We start from the raw sequence: 21,602 nt of genomic DNA, 5'->3' as shown, positions 1-21,602 counted from the left end.
TACCCTTACCAACGCAGATATGCTTTTGGTTTAAACCTCGATTTTTAACCTAAGCCCTCACATTTAAATCATTTTAAAAATGAAAAAGTATATATATATCGTATTTATTGCAGCTGCGGGTATGCTCGCAGCCTGTAAAAAAGCTGGGCTGGACCGTTTCCCACAAACATCCATCTCACCTAACCTGTTCTTTAATACCGAAAGTGATCTTTCGCTTTACGTAAATGGCCTACTCTCTCAGCCAGACCGCAATACTTATCTTAACGATCAGAGTACAGATAACGTAGCTACCACCGCGGCAGTTGAGGTAAAAAATGTCATGACGGGTAACACAAATGCCCAGAATATTACATCTGGCTGGAGCTGGGGCAGATTAAGAAACATTAATTACTTTCTGGAAAACTATGGAAAAGCACAGGTTTCTGCTGTCGTTAAAAACCACTATGCAGGTTTGGCCAGGTATTACCGTGCCGAATTCTATTTAGACAAAGTAAAGCGTTTTTCTGATGTACCCTGGTATTCAGGCACATTGGAACCAGGCGATGAAGAACTTTACAAAGCCCGCGATCCAAGGACATTAATTGCCGACAGTATAATGGCCGATTTAGATTTTGCCTATAAAAATGTAAGGGAAAGTGTTCCGGTGGGTACTCCGGGGAAATGGGCAGTAGCCACTTTGTATGCACGGGCAGCACTTTACGAAGGTACTTATCGTAAATACCATAACGAACTGAATTTAAGTAGTTCAGCAAATACTTTTTTAGAAACTGCAGCAAAAATTTCTGGTGAGATCATCGCTGGCAAAAAATTTAACATTTACAATACCGGAAAGCCGGAACAAGATTATGCAACGCTTTTCTCCAGTCAGGATTTAACTGCCAACAGCGAAGTGATTCTGGTTAACATCTTCGACCTGAGTAAGAGCAAAAGCCAGAATGTGAATTCGACTGTATTTGGCGATTATGAGCAGGCACCAGCCAAAGACCTATTGCAAACGTACTTAATGAAAGATGGAAGTAGGTTTACTGATGTAGCAAACTACGCACAACTGGGCTTTGTAGCAGAATTTAAAAACCGCGATCCACGGATGTCGCAGACCATGGTTTACCCGGGGTGGATAAGAGTACCCGATCCTACACCGTATATTCAGCGCTTAAATAAAAACTTTACAGGTTACCATCAGTTGAAAGGTTATGTAAACAGTACCGATAACTCGATCTTAAATAGTGTAGATTTTCCGGTATACCGTTATGCAGAGGTGCTATTAACCTATGCTGAAGCACTTGCCGAATTAGGTACACTAACACAAACCCAGCTAGACCAATCGGTAAATCTGCTTCGTAGAAGAGCAGGCTTGCCCGATCTTAATCTGGCAACGGCTAACGTCAATCCAGATCCAGCATTGCAGTTGCAATATCCAAATGTTACCGCTAACGCAGGTGTTATACTTGAAATTAGAAGGGAACGCAGGGTAGAATATGCTTTCGAAAACATGCGCTTTGACGATTTAATGCGCTGGAAGGTGGGTAAACTGCTTACCAAAAGTCCTGAAGGCATGTACTTCGCCGGATTAGGCAAATATGATCTTACCGGTGATGGGGTTGAAGATATTATTCTGATTGACAGAACGGCAACCATACCTGGCGAAGACCAGAAAGAAAAGAACTCACTTGGGGTAAAACTTATTTATTACCGTGCAGGATTAATCGGGACTGATGCAACGGTTTATTTAAAGAACGGCAACACTGGAGGTAATATCGTAACAGAAAATGTGGTTAGAATTTTTGAGGAACCAAAATTCTATTATCGCCCTATTCCGCAACAACAAGTAATCCTAAACCCTAAACTGAAACAAATTTTTGGTTGGTAATGATGAAAGAAATAAAAAGAAGGTCTTTACTAAAGGCCATAGGGATCTCAGCAGGTGCTGCATTTTCAGGCACATTACCAGCACTGGCTTCAGAAGCACTTTTGGATAAACCAAAAGGTAAAAAACTGATGCTTACTGTTCCACATATTACCGATGTGCACATACGTGCAGGAGAAAATGCTCCTGAGCGATTTAAAGCCTGTTTAAAACAGATTATCAGCAAACATAAAATTGATTTCTTCTTAAACGGAGGAGATTCGATTAACGATGCTTCTTACGATAATGTAGTACGCAACCAGGTAACCGAACAATGGGGTATTTGGGATGATTGTATTAAAACAATTGATAAATACGAAATACACAGCTGTATTGGCAACCACGATACATGGTGGAAAGCACCTACAAAAGAGGATGAAATGTATGGAAAGAACTATGTTGTGAAACGGCTAAAGATTCCTAGCCGTTATTATAGTTTCTCCAAAAAGAACTGGCATTTTATTATCCTTGATGGAAATAACAGCAAAATTTCGCTTGATGATGAGCAGTATAACTGGCTTGAGCAGGAATTAAAAAACCTGCCCGCTGGTACGCCTACCCTGCTTATGTCGCATTATCCAATCCTGGGCACCACCCAGGTATTGGTTGGTGGCGGACATTCGGATTGTAAAAAACTGAAAGATCTCTTCTACAAACACCGGGATAAGGTAAAAATCTGCCTCAGCGGCCATAACCATCTTTCCGATCAAACCGTTTACAATGGTGTTCGCTACTGTTGCAATGGAGCCATGAGTGGTTTTTGGTGGGGCAAGGGTGATGCAGAATCGGCGGGCCCAGGTTATTACCTGGAAACACCTCCCGGGTATGCAATACTTAAAATGTACGATGACGGAACAGTTGAAAACGAATATTTCCCACACACTTTCTAATAATCTTGAGCACCAGATCACATGCTCAAACAAATGGGTAAGTGTTAAATAATTAGTTTCATTCCTAATTCCAATAACTTGTGCCCCTAAGCCCAATAACCGATCGGTTATTGGGCTTTCTTAATTACGAATGGCACTTATCATATTTGCTGCAAACTGTTTCAACTTAGTATTCCGCATTAAATAATTGAAAGAAATAATACCTACTATGGCGCAGCTTAATCCGGCTAATACATCAAGCGTATAATGATGACTGGTATAAACAGCCGAAAACCAGATTCCAAGCATTACGGCAGCAAAAAAAATATTGATTTTCCCCAAGCGGTTTTTTAAACCATAATAAACAACTATAACAGGATAAGACGAGTGCAGCGATGGCATGGCCGCAAATACATTAGAGCCTTTGCTGTATATGCCATGAAAAAGTGTAATGTTAAAATAATGGTCAAACCGGGCCAATCCGGCAGTATTGCCGGCAGTTTTCGCGATAAATTCGAAGCCATGCTCCTGCACATACCACGGTGGTGCAGCCGGAAAAGCGTAGTACAACACAAAGCCTAATAAATTTACCCACACAAAGGTGAGCGAAAACCAAACAAACTGTTCTTTATTCTTAAAGAACAAATAAGTAGCGAATGCCAGTGGAACAGGTACCCACATCAGGTAGAAAAACCCGGTTAATACATCTAAAAATGTTGTACTGTTTATTTTCCAATACTCGTTAGGTGTAAGTATTAAGCCATGGTAGTTAATGCCGAAAGTATTTTTTTCCAGGTCATATAAATCTTCAATATGTACCGTATTAAAAAGATAGTTTGGAAAGGCTTTCATGTAATCAAACAGAATCCAATAGACAATAAAGATTGAAAAGCCGAGGATAAACTGCCTGGTTCCCTTCGAAATAAAAAACAAAGCATTAAAAATAAAAATCAGCACCAGCTGATCGGTTTTAAAGCCGACCAGTAGTACTGATAACAATAGATATCCAACAGATATAGCAACTGTTAGATAAATATTCCGAAGATTATAAAAACTGTTTTTAAGCAATACTTCTTGCTGCATGTTATTTTTTATCAAAATTAGATCTAAAAATATGATCCCAAAAAGTCCAACTTACCCCATACCCCTTGGTCGAATCGGAATAATGATGAAGCATATGGTGCTGTTTTAACTGTTTCCAGAAACCACTTTTAAAATTGGCATGGTGAAGTGCATAATGCACCATATCGTAAAATAGATAGCCGATCATAAAACCGGAAAAAAATGGATAAACCACTGTATCGGGCAATAACCAATCGAAAAGAAAATAAAAACCCAAAGCCATAGGGATACTAGCCGAAGGTGGCATCACCAATCTTTTGGCATCGTTGGGGTAATCGTGGTGTACACCGTGAAAAATAAAATGGATTTTCTTGCCCCATTCGACTTCCGGTTCGAAATGGAAAACATAGCGGTGCAGGATGTATTCGGTAATTGTCCAGATGGCCAGGCCTAACAAAAACCAACCTGCAAAACTCAAAACAGGCATTTCGATTTCCCAAAGCGCCTTCCAAAAAAGGAAAGCAATAACCGGAACATAAACAATCAAAGGCACATAAAACCTAACTTTTGATAGGCTTTCTAAAAAGTCATTTTTAAACATCCTGATAGATGCTGTCGAATTTGAAACAAAATTCTTTTTCATTGGTAATATTTTAACTGGTCTTCGACTCGGTTAATGTGTAATCGTCATCTCGACTCGAGCGCACCGATTTTTCATCGAGAGCGAAATGGAGAGATCTATCTTTTAGATTTCTCGGCTTCGTTGCACTCCGCTCGAAATGACGGATCAAGTGAGCGTTTAGTGAAAGTCTTCGACTCCACTCAGACTGACAAATCGCTGTCATTCTGAACGCAGTGAAGAATCTCTAACCTACAGCACACAACCCCTGGCCCTAAATAGTAAAAGATTCTTCGTTGCACTCAGAATGACATCAGCTAAACCTTAATCCTTTCAACTAACACTTTTGAAGGCTCCGAAGCATCAACACCTTTTATCTCTACATATTTTACATTCGGAAACCAAAAGGTACCGCCCTCAATCCGAAGGAAAATCCGTTCTAACTGCATTTTTTTATTGTTAATGGTGGCAAAAACATGGTATTTTTTATCTGCACCAGATTTATTCAGGTACATTGGCAGTTTTTTATGCGAGGTAAACCTCAATTCGAACTGACCGTTACCCAGATTTTTGCTGATAATGCCATATGCAAATTTCCGCTGGATATAACTCAGTTCTTTCTTCTCGCCTTTATCTCCGTAGCGCATCCAAAATACATTTACGGGCTGTTCTTTATTTACTTCGCCATGTTTGTCTACATTTAGCTGGCAGATAATGGTATTGGTATTCGGATCGCGCTGTAAATAAAACAGCTGATTACTGATATCTTTTGGCGTTGGAAAAGTAATCGGAGAAGGATCTAATCCCTGCGCATTTGCATTAAAGGGAAGTACTCCAGTTAAACTTCCCATTAATACCAAACCCGCAATTAATGCCGCCTTGTTATTTCCTTTTCGCTCATTAAATTCTTGCGCTTCGAGTCCTTTTTTGGCTTCCTGTAACCTTTTAACTGCAGTGATATTGGTCAATACTGCCATTAGGGTAATGGGCATGGTAAAAATCGACATCGTTTCGAAAACATGGAATGAAACACCTGGTACGTAAACTTTGTAATTGCCGCCAATAAAATGACCTGCAATACCACAGGCTATGGCAAAAACGCCAATGGTTACTACCCTTTCTGGTCTTTGCATTAAACCGCCTTTACACTCCACACCTAATCCCTCGGCCCTTGCGCGGGTATAACTCACCATCATCGAGCCGATTAATGCGATAAACGCAAACAAGGAACTTAAAAAATAATGATGCGCAACCAGGTAATAACAGATGCCCAAAAACATGATCATTTCGCTATAGCGATCAAGAACCGAATCGTACAAAGCACCAAACTTCGAACTCATGTTCCCTAATCGCGCCACCTGACCATCGAGCATATCAAACAGACCCGCAAAAAGCACCAGCGCCCCTCCCCAACCGATGTATGACATATCGCCACGGTTCGATTTTTCGGCACCGAGCACAAAAATTACGGCCACACCGATATTCAGGATCAGGCCAATGGTCGTCACCGCATTAGGCGTTAAACCTATTTTTATCAGTCCCTTTACAAAAGGATTGATCACCTTGTATATGCCCTGTTGCAGACTGTCTCTTAGATTTTTTCCCATAGCTTTTTTCTTAAAAATCAAATTTTACCCTTGCCCTTATTCCCCACTCCGAAACCTCCGGATTATTGAGATAGTTGAACCGCTTCACCACGTCTACCCTCAATAGTTTAAAGATATTACCTACACCAACACTGCCCTCCATGTAGRGCTCGTTACCCAATGCATAAGTTCTTTGTGCGCCATTTTCGTAAACGGGAAACTGATATAGTCCTGATTGGAAATTTGGATTGTTTTCGTTCCTCAACCCACCATATAATGCCTTAAACGAAACCACTTCCCTTAATTTTAACCGCTTAATTAATGGTACTTTATTAAAAAAGAAGCCGTTAAAATTGTGGTCTATATTAATGCTTACATAATGGTCGCTCACAAACTCGAGGAAGTTCATCAGGTTATAAGAGTTGAGCTGATAGGCGTAAGTTTGGTTGGCTCGGTGTATGGCCAATAAAGGGAAAGGCACTTTTCCGGCGATATAACCACCTTCGAAAGTTACATCGCTATAGCCTAACTGTGATAAATAGAAACGTTTATCGATGCTTCCCATTAAATTATGGTAATTGTATTCGCCACCGAAAACGCCCTTTAAACCTGCAGTATAACGCAAATTAAATACCGGATAACGATCGGCAATGGGTACACGGTATATTTTTCCCTGATAAAACTTTTCATTCGGCGCGTACCTTAATTGCAAGGAAATTTCGCTGGTGCTTAACCTGTTGACAGACTGATTTGCTCCGTTTAGGTAATTGAGTCCACCGGCAGGCGTTTGGCTCCACTTTTTAAAGCCAAGGTTGTAAGAAAAGTGGTTTTCGAATTCTTTAACATAATCTAAACGATAAAAATCGTTGTAAAGCAACATATCGTTTACTCCTCTTTTAAACGAGAGCAGGAAATTATCTTCCTGCACAAACTGTAGCTCTTGTCCGGGAATTTTTGTATCGCGTTGAAAACTGGCCCTAACGTAGTTTTGGGGGAATTCGTAGATCGATTTATTGTTCAGCGAATAAGTTCCGGAAAGAAAAAACTTCCATTTCTCATCTTTAATCCCATAAGCCAAATAGTTTTCGAAATAATAACGTTTACTAAGCTCTGGTGTTGTTCGGCCGCCTACCCGCAGCCTTAAACCTTCTACATTGTTAAAGCTATAAAATGTATTTACCGGACCAATTTCATAAGGGCCTAAATTCTGATAGCCTGCAAATAAAAGGGTAACAATTCTCATTGTCCGTTTAAAAGATGGCAGATTTTGCAGGGTATCGATATTACCATAAATCTTCAGCTGGTTCTTCGAAATGGTATCCAGTCTGTTTTGCTCCCAGAATTTATCGTCTTTTTTTGCTGCATCGGCCCGCACAACGGTACTTTTCCCTTGAAAAATAGTATCGGGCAGAACCATATCAAACTGGTAATTCTTATAGGTAACGGTACGCTCGCCGGTAAAACCTATGCCTTTGGTTTTGCCGATACCGAAATCGGCCAGCAGATTGCTTTTACTTAAACTGTATTTACCTTTGTTGTTGGCTTCGAAATCGAGATCGATTTTTAGCGCACGAACAAAATTGAGGTTAATGTTTTTATTTACCCCAAATGAAGCACCCGTAACGGCGTAATGGCTATCATTCGTTACATAAATCTTTCCTTCGAACAACATATCGTTTGTATTTCGGGGGGTAAAAGAAAGTTCAATAACCTGAGGTTTTTGATTTTTTAACGTATCGGTAATAAAAAACTTATAAAAAGCAGGTGCTCCATCCGAAATCGGACTTAAAAATTCGTTACTGATTACGGAGATGTTGTTTTTATAAATATCAATATCCTGATACATCCTATCGAAATAAGTTTTCATTCCCTTATTATCGATGTACCTGCTATCGAAGTTGACCTGTTTCTCAGCAATAACAACAGTTTTATTTCTTTCCGGATCTTTACTGAGGTAACTATCGGCCAGTTTCTCCTGAATGTACACAGGCAAGAGGTTTTTTCCGCCAATTAAGGTCGAATCCTGTTCCTGAAATAAAAACTGATAATTTCTGAACATCTTTTTGTTCTTAAACTTTTCCGAAACATTGCTCAACGAAAACAACATCTTCTCATATTGCCTAAAAGACACCGTATTGTAACTCTTAATCCGGTTTTCATCTTTATGGGCAATTACCTGGCGGATCAATTCTACCGCGGGATTATCTTTGTTTCGGTATTTTATCTTTTTACCACCCACAATGATCACTTCGTCCAAAGCTTTTGAATCAGGAACCAATGCAATATCGAGTTCCTGCGTTGCAGATGGTATAACATTTTTAAAAGCCGCCCGATAACCTACATAATTAAACGTGATTTCGTTTTGAGGATCGGGAGAAACCAATGTGTACTTTCCGTTTACATCGGTTTGTATGCCTATTTTAGTATCCTTAAAAAAAACGGAAACATTGGGCAATGTTTCTTTGGTAACCGCATCGCGCACGATGCCAGATACTACTGTTCTTTGGCCAAAAGCATTTACCTGCAAAATAAAACTGAGCACCACGAGGAGAAAAAATGAATAAATCGGTTTCATTTAACTTGAAAAAATAAACTGCTTTTGCATGATATAATTGTAGCTTAACCCGGTTATAACTGAGCTGAGCACTTTAGCGAGAACATAATTGAGACTACAAAAATGGGTGAGCATAAACACACCCGCGGTTACGATGATCAGATTGCCGGCCCATACCAAAATATATTTCAGCACCTGCCATTTAATAGCGGTAGATTCACTTTCGAAAACCCATTTCCGGTTCACATAAAAATTAACTGCTCCACCTGCAACCGTACCTGTAATACTTGCTGCCAGATACCACCAGCCAAAAAGATTTACGGCAATAATGGTCACACCAAAATCTGTTGCCGAGGCCACTAAGGATGATGCCTGTGCTTTTAGATAAGTGAACATCATGGTTAAAACAGTTCTAAAGCAACAACCAGTTGCAGTATAACATTTGCATAAATCCCGGCCAGCACATCATCGGCCATTACCCCCCAACCACCTGGCAATTCTTCGAGTTTTCGGATGTAAAGCGGCTTGAGGATATCGAAAAATCTAAAAAGAACAAGTCCTATTAGTGTGTATTCCCATTTCAGAGGCACAAACAATAGGGTGATGCACATTCCTGCCACTTCATCAATCACCACCCTACCGTGGTCTTTTCCCCAAATCTCTTCCACCCGATCGGCACTCATCACCCCCAACATCACGATGAGCATAGTGAAAAGTATCGGCCATAAATAAGGGTTGGTATAAGGGCTCTGGAAAAGATGCCAGCAGATGCAGGTTGCTATAGCAGCATAAGTACCTGCGCCCTTGCCGATATACCCGATTCCCAGAGCCGTTGAAAGAAATTTGTGGATAAACACTATACTGTTTCTATCAGTTCTTCTTCATAATCCTGACCTAAATGGGTGATCAATTCTTCGCCCATGATGTAACGTAAGGTGTTCTGAAGTTTCATCAACTGTTTAAAAATATCGTTTTCTGCAGGTACACCTGGAATCGTTTGTGGCGATTTCAGGTAGAATGATAACCATTCCTGAATGCCCGATAGGTTTGCACGTTTAGCCAAATCGATAAACAAAGCAAGATCTAATACAATCGGTGCAGCTAAAATCGAATCGCGGCAAAGGAAATTGATCTTGATCTGCATTTTATAACCTAACCAACCAAAAATATCGATGTTATCCCAGCTTTCTTTGTTATCACCGTGAGGCGGATAATAGTTGATCCTGATTTTGTGGTACATATCGCCATACAAATCAGGGTTAACCTCTGGTTTAAAGATATCTTCCAGTACACCAAGTTTAGATACTTCTTTTGTTTTAAAATTATCAGGATCGTCTAACACCAAACCATCGCGGTTACCTAAAATATTATCAGAAAACCAACCGTTTACACCTAACGAACGTGCCGCCAAACCAGGCGCCAGAATGGTTTTCATTAAAGTTTGACCGGTTTTAAAATCTTTACCAGCAATTGGGGTATCGGTTTCTTTAGCCAGTTCGATTAAGGCAGGAATATCAACCGTTAAGTTTGGTGCTCCATTAGCGAAAGGAATTCCTAATTTTAATGCAGCATAAGCATAGATCATACTTGGCGCAATACGCAAATCGTTATCTCTTAAACCTTGCTCAAACGCAGCAAGCGATTCGTGAACTTCTGATGGTTCAAAATAAATTTCAGTAGAACCACACCAAACCAATACAATACGGTCGCAATTGTTTTCTTCTTTGAAGTTTTTAATATCTTCCATTACGGCTAATGCCAGTTCGTAACGGTTATCGAGATCTTTTACATATTTACCATCAAGGTTTTTTACATAATTTCTGTCGAAAGCAGCACGCATCGGTTTAATGGCCTGTAATTCCTCGCGTACGTCGCGCAAAAGGTTAGCGTCTAATACGCGGGCATTCATTGCCGCTTCGTAAACATTATCTTCATAAACATCCCAGCCACCGAAAACCAAGTCTTCAAGACCAGCCAGAGGCACAAAATCTTTAATTTTTGGTTCTCTTTTTTCTGTTCTTTTGCCCAAACGGATGGTACCCATCTGTGTTAACGAACCGATCGGTTTTGATATCCCTTTTTTAATTGCAGCAACTCCGGCAATCATGGTTGTTGCTACAGCGCCTAATCCTGGCATTAATATTCCCAGCTTGCCTTCAGCTGCTTTTACTTGTTGTTTCATTCTATTTTATTTAAAATCTTATAACCAATTGTTTTTACGGTACCAGTTTATGGTTTCATTAAGCCCTTGTTCGAGTCCGAATTGGGGCACAAAACCAAAGTCGTTCTGAATATTTTTAATGTCGCAGCCCCAATTGAGCGCGGTGAGTTCTTTTATCTTATCTACATTTAAAGCAGGAATCTTATTAAACACGCCATACAACCGTTCCATCGACCAGGCAAGGCCCTTAATCATTTGCACAGGTACATTCACGGTCAACGTTTTTTTGTTTAAGGCCTTGCGCACATGGCTAGCTAGTGCAGAACGGCTATAAACTGCCCCATCAGAAATGTTATAACTTTTGCCAACCACATCAGATGAAAGTGCTTTTATAATAATATTGGCCAGATCGGTGGCGTACACAAAGCTCAGTTCCTGTTCCTGTCTTCCGATATACAGCTCCAGTCCTGCTTTAATGGTTTTAATCAATATGAAAATGTCTTTCTCCCTCGGCCCATATACTGCGGTAGGCCTGAAGGTAATTAAGGGCAGATTGGGGATCAGCGATAAATATGTCTCTGCAAGTGCTTTGCTGATCCCATAATTGGTTACCGGATTTGATGCCCCCATATCTGTCAGTTTTTCATTTTTCCGATTTAAAGGCCCCAGTGCGGCCAAACTGCTGATAAATACGAATTTCTTTATGCTATGTGCCGATTTTGAAGCCGCCAAAGCCAGGTTCCGGGTATAAATGGCGTTTACCTGATTGTAATCATCGAGTTTTTTTGCCTTGGTTACCGCAGCTGCATGCACGATGTAGTCATATCTTTTTTCCTCTATATTTTCCTTCAACAGGTATATGGAAGAAAGATCAAGGTCAACATAGTTGATCGGAAAATCTTTAAGATGTGTTGCAGTGGCCGATTGACGTACATTTGCATACACTTCGAGATCATTCGCCAAAGCAGATTTAATCAGGTGATACCCTACAAATCCTGTCGCGCCTGTAATCAACACCCGCTTTTTCATATCGCTTTCTCCAAAATCCTGTACTTACGATATAGTTTACCACCAATATCTTCAATAGGTTTATTGATCAGATCGTTATGATCTAAAGTCCAGCTGGCCTCTGCATATTTCATGTTTTTAGCCTTAAAATGTTTGATGATACGGCCATAAAGGCAAGCTTCAATCCCCATTTTACGGTAACCATCTACTACGCCAAGCAACAAAATACGGATGCCATCAATTTTCTTTTTATTGGCCAAAAGTTTGATTAAACCTGTAGGGAACAACCTACCTCGTTTAATTTTGATCAGGATCTGATTGATATCAGGAATGGCCAATGCAAAACCCACAATCTTGCCATGCTGTTCTGCCAGGATACAAAACTCTGGGTCGAGGATCAGTTTTAAATCGTTTGCGGTATAGTCGAATTCTTTATCCGTCATCGGTACAAAACCAAGGTTTTTATCCCATGCTTTATTGTATACTTCCCTCACGGCGTTACACTCCTCCTTGAATTTCTTCATGTTGATTTTACGCAGCACAATGTCGTTACGGAGCAGCCGTTCTTCTATCCTATCCAGCAGTTTAACCGATCTTTCGCTATAATTGCCCGCAGTGTAGCGGTATGCCCTTAAATCGACATTTTTCCGAAAGCCGGTTTGCTCTAAAAGCGACAGATAATATGGCGCATTATATGGCATCATGGCCACAGGTGGCCCATCGAAACCTTCAATCAGTAATCCGCATACTTCGTTGGTTGAAAAATTTACCGGACCTAAAACTTTTGTCAGCCCTCTTTCCGATAACCAATCCTGTGCTGCATTTAAAAGCTGCAAGGCAACTTCCGCATCATTTATACAATCGAAAAAACCGAAGAAACCATCATGTCCGCCGTAAACTTTATTGTGATTTGTATTGTTAATTGCCGCAATTCGCCCAACTACTTTACCTTCGTCGTACAGTAAAAAAAGCTGTATTTCAGAATGTTCGTAAAAAGGATGTTTGCCTGGGGTAAGCAAGTCGCGTTGGGCAATAAAAAGCTCAGGGACATAGTTTACATCGGCCGCATACAATTGGTGTGGAAAATCTACAAACGCCTTTAATGCTTTTTTACCAGAAACTTTTACCAGTTCTCTCATGATTGGCTTCCTACTAATTCTACATTAACAGCTTTAAAAGCAGCACTTAGTTTGCTTATGGCTGAATCAATTTGTTCGAAAGTATGCGTGGCCATTAAAGAAAACCTGATCAATGATGAATCGGAAGGCACCGCTGGTGAAACGACCGGGTTTACAAATACCCCATTTTGCTGAAGGATATTCGTAATCATAAAGGTTTTGGTATTATCGCGGATGTAAATGGGAATAATCGGACTATTGCTGTGCCCGATATCGAAACCGGCCTCGAGCAAAAGTTTCTTCGCATATTCTGTATTGGCCCAGAGTTTATCAATACGCTCAGGCTCTGATTCGATAATATCCAATGCAGCAATTACACTTGCTACAGCAGAAGGCGGCATACTTGCGCTGAACATCAGTGAACGGGCACGGTGCTTGATATATTCGATGGTTTCGGCATTGCCCGCAATAAAACCACCTAATGAGGCCAGCGATTTGCTAAAAGTGCCCATAATCAGGTCTACATCCTCCGTAAGATTAAAATGTGATGCCGTTCCCGATCCATTAAAGCCGATTACTCCTAAACTGTGCGCATCATCCATCATAATATTGGCACCAAATTCATTGGCAATATTTACCATTTCTGGAAGATTAACTAAATCGCCTTCCATACTGAAAATGCCATCAGAAACAATCAGTTTAGCGGCATCTTCAGGTAATCTGCTCAGTTTTCGGCGCAGGTCCTGCATATCGTTATGCGCATACTTGATGGTGCGCGAGAAGGACAAACGGCTTCCATCAATAATCGAGGCATGGTCGTACTCATCCAATAACAGATAATCGTTACGATCTAATAAACAGGATATTACCCCTAGGTTGACCTGAAAACCAGTACTAAAAAGCACTGCCGCTTCTTTGCCCACATATTCTGCGAGGCGATTTTCCAATTCGAGATGAATATCGAGCGAGCCGTTCAGAAAACGCGATCCTGCACAGCCAGTCCCATATTTATCGATAGCTGCTTTTGCGGCTTCTTTTATTTTAGGATGATTGGTTAACCCTAAATAGGAATTGGAACCAAACATGAGTACCTTTTTCCCATTTATAACCACCTCGGTATCCTGGCCCGATTCTATCGACCTGAAATAAGGATATAATCCCTTTTCTTTTATCACCGCCGCATCCTTAAAAGAGGCAATTCTATCTTGTAATTTTTTACGCATGCTGAACACTTATATTCTTCAGTTTTTAAAACCCTGTTCTGAAAATTTGGCCTGTACCTGAATGCTACTTGTAGAGATTAAAATCAACTAGGTAGATTAAGGCCGCATTAACCAAACGATTTGATAACACAATTTTAACGCGGAATTGAAGCCAAAAAAAGGTTCAAATGTGGGATATATTGGTCAAAAAGTTGGATCGACGAAATGTGACATTCAGATGAATTGACCAATTGACATTCTGACTTTTATTATAAAATAGTAAAACGATAAAAAACATACAAAACAGCACAACAAATAACATAATTTACTGTTTTTAAGTCAATTAAAATTTGATATTTATTAATCAAAAGATTGAAAATTAATCAGAAATTAGTCATTTTAAAAAATTGTTATTGCAAAATTGATCTCGAACATTACATTTGCCAGTACAAAATCCGACAGATAAAGGGCGAAAAACTATCCATAAAAGGGTGGCTAAAATTGTAGTGCAAAAGATGATCGAATCTGTTAAGAAATTATTAAAAAACGCTGAACGATTTTATGCAACAAGAGTTACTCAATAAAACTTTTTCAGAAAAAAACCATGAGGAAGCGCTTTCTTTAAATGATGGATTGATGGCAAAAATCCACCATAGTAGCGATCCACATTATTGCAGTTCGGAACCTTTTCGCGTATCGAGTTATGCTTTAATTCTGATCACAAAAGGAAAGATGAACCTCCGGATAAATTTTGTAGAGCATGTATTAAATCAAAGAGATATTCTACTCATTTTTCCACATGCCGTTTATGAGATTAAGAACAACAGTGATGTTTCTTTCATCAGCATCCATTTTAATAAAAATTATTTAAAAACCAAGGGGATATTCTTTAATAGCGGAGAAGCTTACAGAATGTTCCAGAACGATCCTACTCATAAATTTTCATTATCAAAAGAAGAATACACATTCATTTACTATGACATGCTTGCGCTGCACAAAAAACTGAATGTACCTAAAGACACCCCGCAGATTAAAAATATTGTGCACAATAGCTTCCTAGAGCTTTTGTACGACATCTTTTTGCTAAAGAATAAACGGAAAGATCCGATACCTTTTGCTCATGATAGCAAGACAGAACTTACCAATCGGTTTTTATCGCTGGTATCGGAAAACTTTAAGAAGGAAAAACGTGTAATTTATTATGCCAACTGTTTACGCATCACGCCAAGGCATTTATCACAGGTTGTTAAACAAGTAACCGACAGAACAGCGGGGGAAGTTATTGATGAAATGGTGATCAGGGAGGCGAAACTACTGTTAACCAGCCATGTTATGAACATCTCGGAGGTGGCTATGGAACTGCGCTTTAGCAACTCCTCTTTTTTTGGAAAGTATTTCAAAAAACAGACGGGCATTACCCCGTCTGAGTATAAATTATCGAATAATATTGCGGTATAGATCAATCTCATCAGACTGCTAATTACCTTCGGTGAGCTCGCTTAAAGCTCGGTTTACTTCGTAGCTTTCCGTTTCACTACAGGTCAGGGTGACGACCGCAACTGGAGACATCTCGTAGGCGTTGTCAGTCTGAGCCTGTCGAAGACCTTTGCTGGCAGCAGCTCCACTAGTCGAAAACAAAAAACATTTACCCTTCGACAGGCTCAGGATGATAATACTTTTTTGGTTTTTCGTTAACTTAACTACATTAGTTGCCCACCTGCAACGGGCAGGGGTTTGTTATACCCATAATAGTAGTACTACTTATGCCTCCTAAACCTGATCAAAGCGGGATGCCAATTTCCTTCAAATTGGCAGAAGCGGGAGCAGGACTGAACCGCCCTAAATGCTCCTGCAATTGCTTTCCAAAAAACAAATGTTAATGTTATGGATTTACACTAGTCAATTTTTTACCTGCTATATCWTCCCATCTATAAAAATGAAAGGTTTTATCATCGCTCATAGCCACCAACAAGCCGTGTTTAAAATCAGCGTTTAAAGGAACTGAAACCACATCAATACCATCCGTTTGATTGGCTGAATATTTAATGGTGGTTAACAGTGGGTGTGGATGAGCAGTATTGGATTTAGCCACCCGATCGTACACTTTTAACTGCTTAGCGCCCTGATCGGATACAATGATATATCCCTTATTCCCTGAAGTTTTATAAATGGCAATCCCCTCATTGTCGACAGCAAAATCGCCCTGCCCAAACAGTGCCAGTTCTTTATTCCCTTTGGCCGGGTCGGCATAATACTTGCGTACACCGACCTGCTCATCGCAATAATAAACATACCCCAATTCGTTATCAACAGCAATGGCTTCTATTTCTTTTTTACCACTATACTGACCGAATTTCCGAACCAAATCTGCTTTAACATTGCCTTTTCCGTCATCGGTTAACAGGTATTGCCAAAGATAACCTCCGTTTTTAGGCCCCGTTTTACGACCAACAATTGCATAAATTTTTCCACTTGGATCGGTATACATCGAAATCCCCATCAAATCGCGGTACTCTGCGCCTGTTTCGCCAACAAAAACAGGAATTCCGCCATTATCGATTGCTTTCATATCAGGAAGGGAAAATATCCTTAGTTTATGCGTGTAACGTTCTGTGGTTACGGCAATATCTGTTTTTTTTCCAGTCAACAATAAACCATAGGCAATATCAACGTTGTTTGGGCGCTTTAAGCCTTTTACGGTTTTCGACTTGATGATTTTACCTTTCAGATCGAAAACATATAAGCCACCGCTGCTATCTTTATCGGTACCGATTACCAAAGACTGCGCCGGATCGTTCGGGTTTACCCAGATGGCAGGATCATCAGTATCAAAATCGACAGGATCGGATACGTATAAAGGTTTTACTGCTGTAGTATTTTCGTTTTGCGTACCTCCATTACAAGAAATGGTCAGGCTTAAAATCGCAAAAGCGGCAAGTTTTAATATATTATTATGCTTCATTTTATATTTTAGTTCCGTATGCACCAACAAATGTTGATGGTGAAGGTGAGCTATAGGTGATACCATTTTTCATTGTAATTCCGGTCTGGTGATGGCGGGTAAAGTTGGTGATGCCCTTACCCAAAGCTGGTGAGTTGCCTTGCAGGTGAAAATCCCATGCGGTATTAAAATCGGCATTGGTAACTGCAGTATTTAATGGATAATTCACAAATTTAGGGTCATTTGCTCCGGCAACATTACTAATTACATCGTTTTTACCGCCTACAATATCGCCAGTTGGCTGAAACTGGTTTACAGTGGCCTGATCGAAACCGTAATACCAGTTATTGCTGTAAGCAGAACGGTTATCTTCAGGCTTTTTCGGATCTCTTTTCACACCAAAACGGGTGTTGGCAAAAAGATTATTATACAGATCGGCACGCACTGTACTTTCCAGCCAGATTGATCCGCCTTTCGCTGTTGGTCTTCTCCAGCCTGTATTCACCATCGTATTGTTATAAGCAATAATATACGTTTGGGGCGTTTTATCGCCAGTATTAGATAATTTTAAGGCATTGGTATTGGTGCTATAAACCAAATTATAGGCTATATCAGCCAAACAGCCCGACTTAAAGTTCATGGCCTCTCCTCCTGTTACACCAGTGGTATAAAACACATTATTGGCAAAAATGATTCTTCCACCTTCAATATAAGTACAATCTTCCTGAAAATTTCTGATGGTGCTATTTTGAACCACCAATCTCCCTCTGGCATTGGCAAACCAAAGTGCTGGCAAACTTTCGCCCGCAACAGCCTTGTACAGTCCCATTTTTACCGAAGTAGAAGCATCGGATGTTTTAGCACCACCATATTCTAGAATTACGTGGTCAAGCACCAGTTCCTCGCATGTTGGACCAGCCAAAATGCCACCCCAAAGTTTACCAAACTTGGTTAACGGCGTTTTGTAAAAATCGTTTACTGTAAATTTAATAGGGTTCTCTGTGGTTCCTAAAGCATACAAATTGCCTTTTATAATAATTTCTGGTTTCGCAACTGTATCCATCAATACCGTTACCCCTTCTTCAATCGTAAGCGTTTTCCCTTCCGGGATTACGATATCGCCTTTAATTACCTGCGTACTGCCTTTAGCCCAAACCCCAGAAACCTCACCAATTGCCGAACCATCAACAGCGCTGGTATCTACATCTATATTGGCTTTCTCGCATCCTGCTAAGGCTAACACCACCAGGACCATCAATTTAAAAATCTGATTCGATTTCATGTCTTTATATCTTTAAATTCTATTAATTAAACTTATATCTGAAACCAACTAGGTAGTTTTGGCCATAATAATCACTTCTGATCAATGTATTCCCATTTTTAACGAGGTCTTCGTTGATGTTGTTATTCTCAGGATTTGTACCTTTTATAAATAATTTTGTCGGTGTATTTAAGATGTTATTGGCTTTTACAAAAACACTGATCCCGCCTTTGAAACGTTTCTCGGCTGAAGCATCCATCTGTACGAATCCTTCCTGCCACAAATCGTTATTTAAAAATTGAGAAACCGTGTTAATGCGTGGCCCTGTATAAGCACCTGCAACCTGAACATCCCAGCCTTTTTTAGTGTCTTTAAACAATAACGATAAATTGGCAATATGCGCTGACTGACCGTAAACCAACAGTTGTTCTGAAGCACCGGGGAAAAGTTCGTAGCGTAAATCGAAGTTATCGGCCAAAGCGCGTTGCAGGTTCACATTACCACGTTCTATAAAATCTTCGTTCTTTACTCTTCCCGGTACAATTTCATAAAACCCAGGGCGGTTAAGGGCTTTGTAATAAGACGCATGCAACTGGGCTTTTGGACTTAAGAAGTATTTTGCGGTTAAACTGGGCAGCAGATCAGTATAAATCTGATTTCCTTTTGGAAAAGCCTCGCCTGCAGGAAAAAGCAGGTTATAACCCTGATTGGTATGCTCTACCCTTAGCCCTCCTATCACTTCTAATTTGGCCGAATTATATTTAAACATTCCATATCCAGCTGCTATTTTTTCACTTGCATCGTAGGTTAATGCGTTAGCTACTGCTCCAGTAGAATTACTCACCACGAGGTTTAAATCGGTATAACTCTGAAAATTCACACCGTAAAGATCAAATGCATTGGCTGCGCTTGGGGCAAGATTGTAGTTATTAAAGAAACTGCTTCTTTGTTTATCGCGGTATAAACCTCCGGTCATAATATCCAGTTTATGCTCGCCAGCCAAAACCTGGTAAGTCAGATCCAGGTAGCCAGCTAAGTCCTCATCAGTATTACGTTCCCATCTACGGGTAACCGGATTAGTATTGACCAAACTGGTACGTTTGCTTTGAAAATTCTGCTGTATTCCGTTTAAACTGATGCTGGTATTTTCGGGTACATCGTTTTTGGCCGAAGAATAAACCGCCGACCATTGTACTTTAAATTTATCATCAAAGAATTTATGATCGCCATGAAGCGTAGTATTATAAATCTGTTGCTCGGTTAAGCGGCTACGGGTATCATAAACCAATTCTGCATTCCCAGCTGTTGGATTATAAACCCCATTATAGGTGGTGGTTACAGCATCTCTAACCTGCTGGTTTTTTAGGTTAACATATACATTGTATAAACTGATCTGGTGGTCTTTGTTAAAAACATAATCAATTTTTCCATGTAAACCTGTTCGCTGTTGCTGTTCAGAATACTCACGGTAACTTTTGCTGGTAATTTTGGCATAAGGATCGACGCCTACAACAGAATTATTGTAAAAAGTACTGTTGCTACCGCGGTAAGTATTCTGATAACTTCCTGCCAGCACCACCCCTAATTTATTATCCAAAAAGCGTTTACTTAAGGATAAGCTTCCGATTAAATTAGGTGCAGGATTTTTATATTTATAATCGAGTGTGCCTTTGCTAAAATCATTCTGTGTAGCATTATAGTTTTTCCCGTTTATTTCGTAGGGCGATTTATAATTAATACCTGAAGCATTGTAACTGGTAAACTTACGGTCGAAAAACAATTGGCTATAACCTGTAGAAACATTGGCATTTAGCTGCAATAAGCCCGGAGCATTTTTCATCACCATATTAATGGCACCGCCAATGGCATCGCCCTCTAAATTTGGGGTAAGCGTTTTGTACACCTCTAAACGGTCGAGCAAGTCAGAAGGAAAAAGGTCAAGCGGAACATAACGGTATTTATTATCCGGACTTGGGATTTTCACGCCATTTACCAAAGTATAATTGTAGCGTTTATCCATTCCTCTTAAAATGGCATATTGTCCATCGCCATTGCTATTGCGCTCTATAGATACACCAGAAATACGCTGCATCACATTGGCTACCGTTAAATCCGGTGAAATCTCTATCGACCTTCCTGATACGATATTCATCAGCTGTGGGGCATTTTTTTCCAGGCGCCTTGCACCCTGATCAGTAGAACTAACTGCATTCGACTTGATGGTAATATCATCAAGGCTTTTCGAATCGCTCTCCATGTAGAACTTTAAGTGATCGTTATCCTCTTTCAGTATCACTAAGGTTTTTTCGATGGTTTTGTAAGTAATGTAGCTTACGCTAATTTTGGCAGCACCTGCTTTTACATCCTTAAACTCGAAAGTACCATCTAATCCGGTATTGGTTGTTCGCCTTGGGTTTTCTAAAACCACTGTTGCACCTACAATAGCCTCTCCAGTTTGCTTATCGTAAACGTGGCCTTTCAGTTTTGTGGCATTTGCGGTGCCCGCACAAAAAAGAAGTAAAAACAGAATTTGTAATCGTTTATTCATTGTGTTTGGTCATGTCTTTTTATTATCGACGGGGGCAAAGGTGTATACACCATTTTACACAAAGAAATTATTGAGGTTACATAAAGGCAACAGCGTTACAACAAGCATATATCAAAAGGCAACATAAACATACAACACTATGATTATCAATAAATTAAACAATCATAAAAACGCCGTTATGCTTTCATYACCGTTACATTAACAAATTGTTAAGCCTCTAAAAACCAAAAAAACAAGTAATAATAATACAGCTGATGTAACGGTTATAATGCCTGAATAAATGCTGATAAATTATCGCCTTGTGCCAGATTCAGCTTTTTCCTTAGCCTATATCTCGATACCCTTAAGCTATCAGTAGATATCCCAAGCAAGGTTGCAATATCGCCCGAATCGAGGTTCATTTTTAACAGTGCAATCAAGCGCATATCGGCTGAGGTAAGCTCACTACTATATTTTTTTAGGCTTTCGAGAAACTGATGGTGCACCTGTTCGAAAGCCACCGTAAATTCTTTCCAGTTGCGCTCGTGATTAAAGCTCAGATTAATCTCCGTGAGGATCTGGTTCATCTGCTTTTTCTGATCGCGTTTATCCTCTTTTACCATTGCTTGTAAGGTACCCCTAAGATTTTCAAGGAATTGGTTGTGTTTAATCAGATTTAAGGTATGGGTAGACAGTTCTCTACTTTTAACCTCCAGCAACTGTTTAAGATTTTGCTCTTCGAGCTGAAGATTTTTGAGCGCCAGACTGGTCATATCATGCTCTATTGC

The 21,602-nt window shown here is 40.0% G+C and carries 17 protein-coding genes; 3 read left to right on the top strand and 14 right to left on the bottom strand.

Going from position 1 to position 21,602, the window contains the following annotated elements; all coding sequences use genetic code 11:
• Positions 1-79: 79 nt before the first annotated feature.
• Together AC1DND_RS01465 and AC1DND_RS01460 are read left to right on the top strand one after the other, a co-directional pair.
• The gene (locus AC1DND_RS01465) at positions 80-1,870 is read left to right on the top strand and encodes a RagB/SusD family nutrient uptake outer membrane protein (RefSeq protein WP_477578506.1); all 1,791 of its coding nucleotides are present in this window, start codon (positions 80-82) and stop codon (positions 1,868-1,870) included.
• Entirely contained in the window at positions 1,870-2,796 is a 927-nt protein-coding gene (locus AC1DND_RS01460; protein ID WP_477578504.1) for a metallophosphoesterase family protein, read from the top strand. The genes AC1DND_RS01465 and AC1DND_RS01460 overlap by 1 nt, the downstream gene beginning before the upstream one ends.
• Positions 2,797-2,916: 120 nt before the next feature.
• Here AC1DND_RS01460 and AC1DND_RS01455 read toward each other — a convergent pair whose 3' ends face one another.
• The 10 genes from AC1DND_RS01455 to spt form a co-directional block, all read right to left on the bottom strand.
• Entirely contained in the window at positions 2,917-3,858 is a 942-nt protein-coding gene (locus AC1DND_RS01455; RefSeq protein WP_477578502.1) for a phosphatase PAP2 family protein, read from the bottom strand.
• A gap of 1 nt (position 3,859) precedes the next feature.
• A complete protein-coding gene (locus AC1DND_RS01450; protein ID WP_477578500.1) occupies positions 3,860-4,480 on the bottom strand; it encodes a sterol desaturase family protein in 621 nt (206 codons plus the stop codon).
• A gap of 293 nt (positions 4,481-4,773) precedes the next feature.
• Positions 4,774-6,063 carry a DUF4833 domain-containing protein gene (locus AC1DND_RS01445; protein WP_477578498.1) on the bottom strand — a complete coding sequence of 430 codons (1,290 nt, stop codon included), beginning with the start codon at positions 6,061-6,063 and terminating at the stop codon, positions 4,774-4,776.
• A 10-nt stretch (positions 6,064-6,073) separates the two neighbouring features.
• Positions 6,074-8,617: a DUF5686 and carboxypeptidase-like regulatory domain-containing protein gene (locus AC1DND_RS01440; RefSeq protein ID WP_477578497.1), complete on the bottom strand. Its 2,544-nt coding sequence runs from the start codon at positions 8,615-8,617 to the stop codon at positions 6,074-6,076.
• Positions 8,618-8,995: a GtrA family protein gene (locus AC1DND_RS01435; RefSeq protein ID WP_477578496.1), complete on the bottom strand. Its 378-nt coding sequence runs from the start codon at positions 8,993-8,995 to the stop codon at positions 8,618-8,620.
• A 2-nt stretch (positions 8,996-8,997) separates the two neighbouring features.
• Positions 8,998-9,453: a phosphatidylglycerophosphatase A family protein gene (locus AC1DND_RS01430; RefSeq protein WP_477578495.1), complete on the bottom strand. Its 456-nt coding sequence runs from the start codon at positions 9,451-9,453 to the stop codon at positions 8,998-9,000.
• The gene (locus AC1DND_RS01425) at positions 9,453-10,778 is read right to left on the bottom strand and encodes an inositol-3-phosphate synthase (RefSeq protein WP_477578493.1); all 1,326 of its coding nucleotides are present in this window, start codon (positions 10,776-10,778) and stop codon (positions 9,453-9,455) included. The genes AC1DND_RS01430 and AC1DND_RS01425 overlap by 1 nt, the downstream gene beginning before the upstream one ends.
• Positions 10,779-10,796: 18 nt before the next feature.
• On the bottom strand, positions 10,797-11,774 hold the full coding sequence (locus tag AC1DND_RS01420; RefSeq protein WP_477578507.1) for an NAD-dependent epimerase/dehydratase family protein: 978 nt from the start codon (positions 11,772-11,774) through the stop codon (positions 10,797-10,799).
• An 8-nt stretch (positions 11,775-11,782) separates the two neighbouring features.
• A complete protein-coding gene (locus AC1DND_RS01415) occupies positions 11,783-12,904 on the bottom strand; it encodes a hypothetical protein (protein ID WP_477578491.1) in 1,122 nt (373 codons plus the stop codon).
• On the bottom strand, positions 12,901-14,106 hold the full coding sequence (spt, locus tag AC1DND_RS01410; RefSeq protein ID WP_477578490.1) for a serine palmitoyltransferase: 1,206 nt from the start codon (positions 14,104-14,106) through the stop codon (positions 12,901-12,903). The genes AC1DND_RS01415 and spt overlap by 4 nt, the downstream gene beginning before the upstream one ends.
• A gap of 540 nt (positions 14,107-14,646) precedes the next feature.
• On the opposite strand from spt, the gene AC1DND_RS01405 reads away from it, so the two are divergent.
• Positions 14,647-15,543 carry an AraC family transcriptional regulator gene (locus AC1DND_RS01405; protein WP_477578488.1) on the top strand — a complete coding sequence of 299 codons (897 nt, stop codon included), beginning with the start codon at positions 14,647-14,649 and terminating at the stop codon, positions 15,541-15,543.
• A gap of 424 nt (positions 15,544-15,967) precedes the next feature.
• Here the strand turns inward: AC1DND_RS01405 and AC1DND_RS01400 are convergent, their stop codons facing one another.
• The 4 genes from AC1DND_RS01400 to AC1DND_RS01385 all read right to left on the bottom strand — a co-directional run.
• Entirely contained in the window at positions 15,968-17,047 is a 1,080-nt protein-coding gene (locus AC1DND_RS01400) for a phytase (RefSeq protein ID WP_477578487.1), read from the bottom strand.
• A 1-nt stretch (position 17,048) separates the two neighbouring features.
• Entirely contained in the window at positions 17,049-18,308 is a 1,260-nt protein-coding gene (locus AC1DND_RS01395) for a right-handed parallel beta-helix repeat-containing protein (RefSeq protein ID WP_477578485.1), read from the bottom strand.
• Between the two features lie 22 nt (positions 18,309-18,330).
• Entirely contained in the window at positions 18,331-20,835 is a 2,505-nt protein-coding gene (locus AC1DND_RS01390) for a TonB-dependent receptor (RefSeq protein WP_477578484.1), read from the bottom strand.
• 263 nt (positions 20,836-21,098) lie between these two features.
• Positions 21,099-21,602: helix-turn-helix transcriptional regulator (locus tag AC1DND_RS01385; RefSeq protein WP_477578483.1), on the bottom strand; the 504-nt coding region annotated here is incomplete at its 5' end.

The sequence above is a fragment of the Pedobacter sp. 01N416 genome, assembly GCF_056399685.1.
Note: the sequence above shows the minus strand (reverse complement) of the source record. Positions and strands in the feature narration are given on the sequence as shown.

Coding starts and splice junctions, on each gene's coding strand:
- AC1DND_RS01465 (WP_477578506.1), top strand. CDS start 80: ATGAAAAAGTATATATATATCGTATTTATTGCAGCTGCGGGTATGCTC.
- AC1DND_RS01460 (WP_477578504.1), top strand. CDS start 1,870: ATGATGAAAGAAATAAAAAGAAGGTCTTTACTAAAGGCCATAGGGATC.
- AC1DND_RS01455 (WP_477578502.1), bottom strand. CDS start 3,858: ATGCAGCAAGAAGTATTGCTTAAAAACAGTTTTTATAATCTTCGGAAT.
- AC1DND_RS01450 (WP_477578500.1), bottom strand. CDS start 4,480: ATGAAAAAGAATTTTGTTTCAAATTCGACAGCATCTATCAGGATGTTT.
- AC1DND_RS01445 (WP_477578498.1), bottom strand. CDS start 6,063: ATGGGAAAAAATCTAAGAGACAGTCTGCAACAGGGCATATACAAGGTG.
- AC1DND_RS01435 (WP_477578496.1), bottom strand. CDS start 8,995: ATGATGTTCACTTATCTAAAAGCACAGGCATCATCCTTAGTGGCCTCG.
- AC1DND_RS01425 (WP_477578493.1), bottom strand. CDS start 10,778: ATGAAACAACAAGTAAAAGCAGCTGAAGGCAAGCTGGGAATATTAATG.
- AC1DND_RS01415 (WP_477578491.1), bottom strand. CDS start 12,904: ATGAGAGAACTGGTAAAAGTTTCTGGTAAAAAAGCATTAAAGGCGTTT.
- spt (WP_477578490.1), bottom strand. CDS start 14,106: ATGCGTAAAAAATTACAAGATAGAATTGCCTCTTTTAAGGATGCGGCG.
- AC1DND_RS01405 (WP_477578488.1), top strand. CDS start 14,647: ATGCAACAAGAGTTACTCAATAAAACTTTTTCAGAAAAAAACCATGAG.
- AC1DND_RS01395 (WP_477578485.1), bottom strand. CDS start 18,308: ATGAAATCGAATCAGATTTTTAAATTGATGGTCCTGGTGGTGTTAGCC.
- AC1DND_RS01390 (WP_477578484.1), bottom strand. CDS start 20,835: ATGAATAAACGATTACAAATTCTGTTTTTACTTCTTTTTTGTGCGGGC.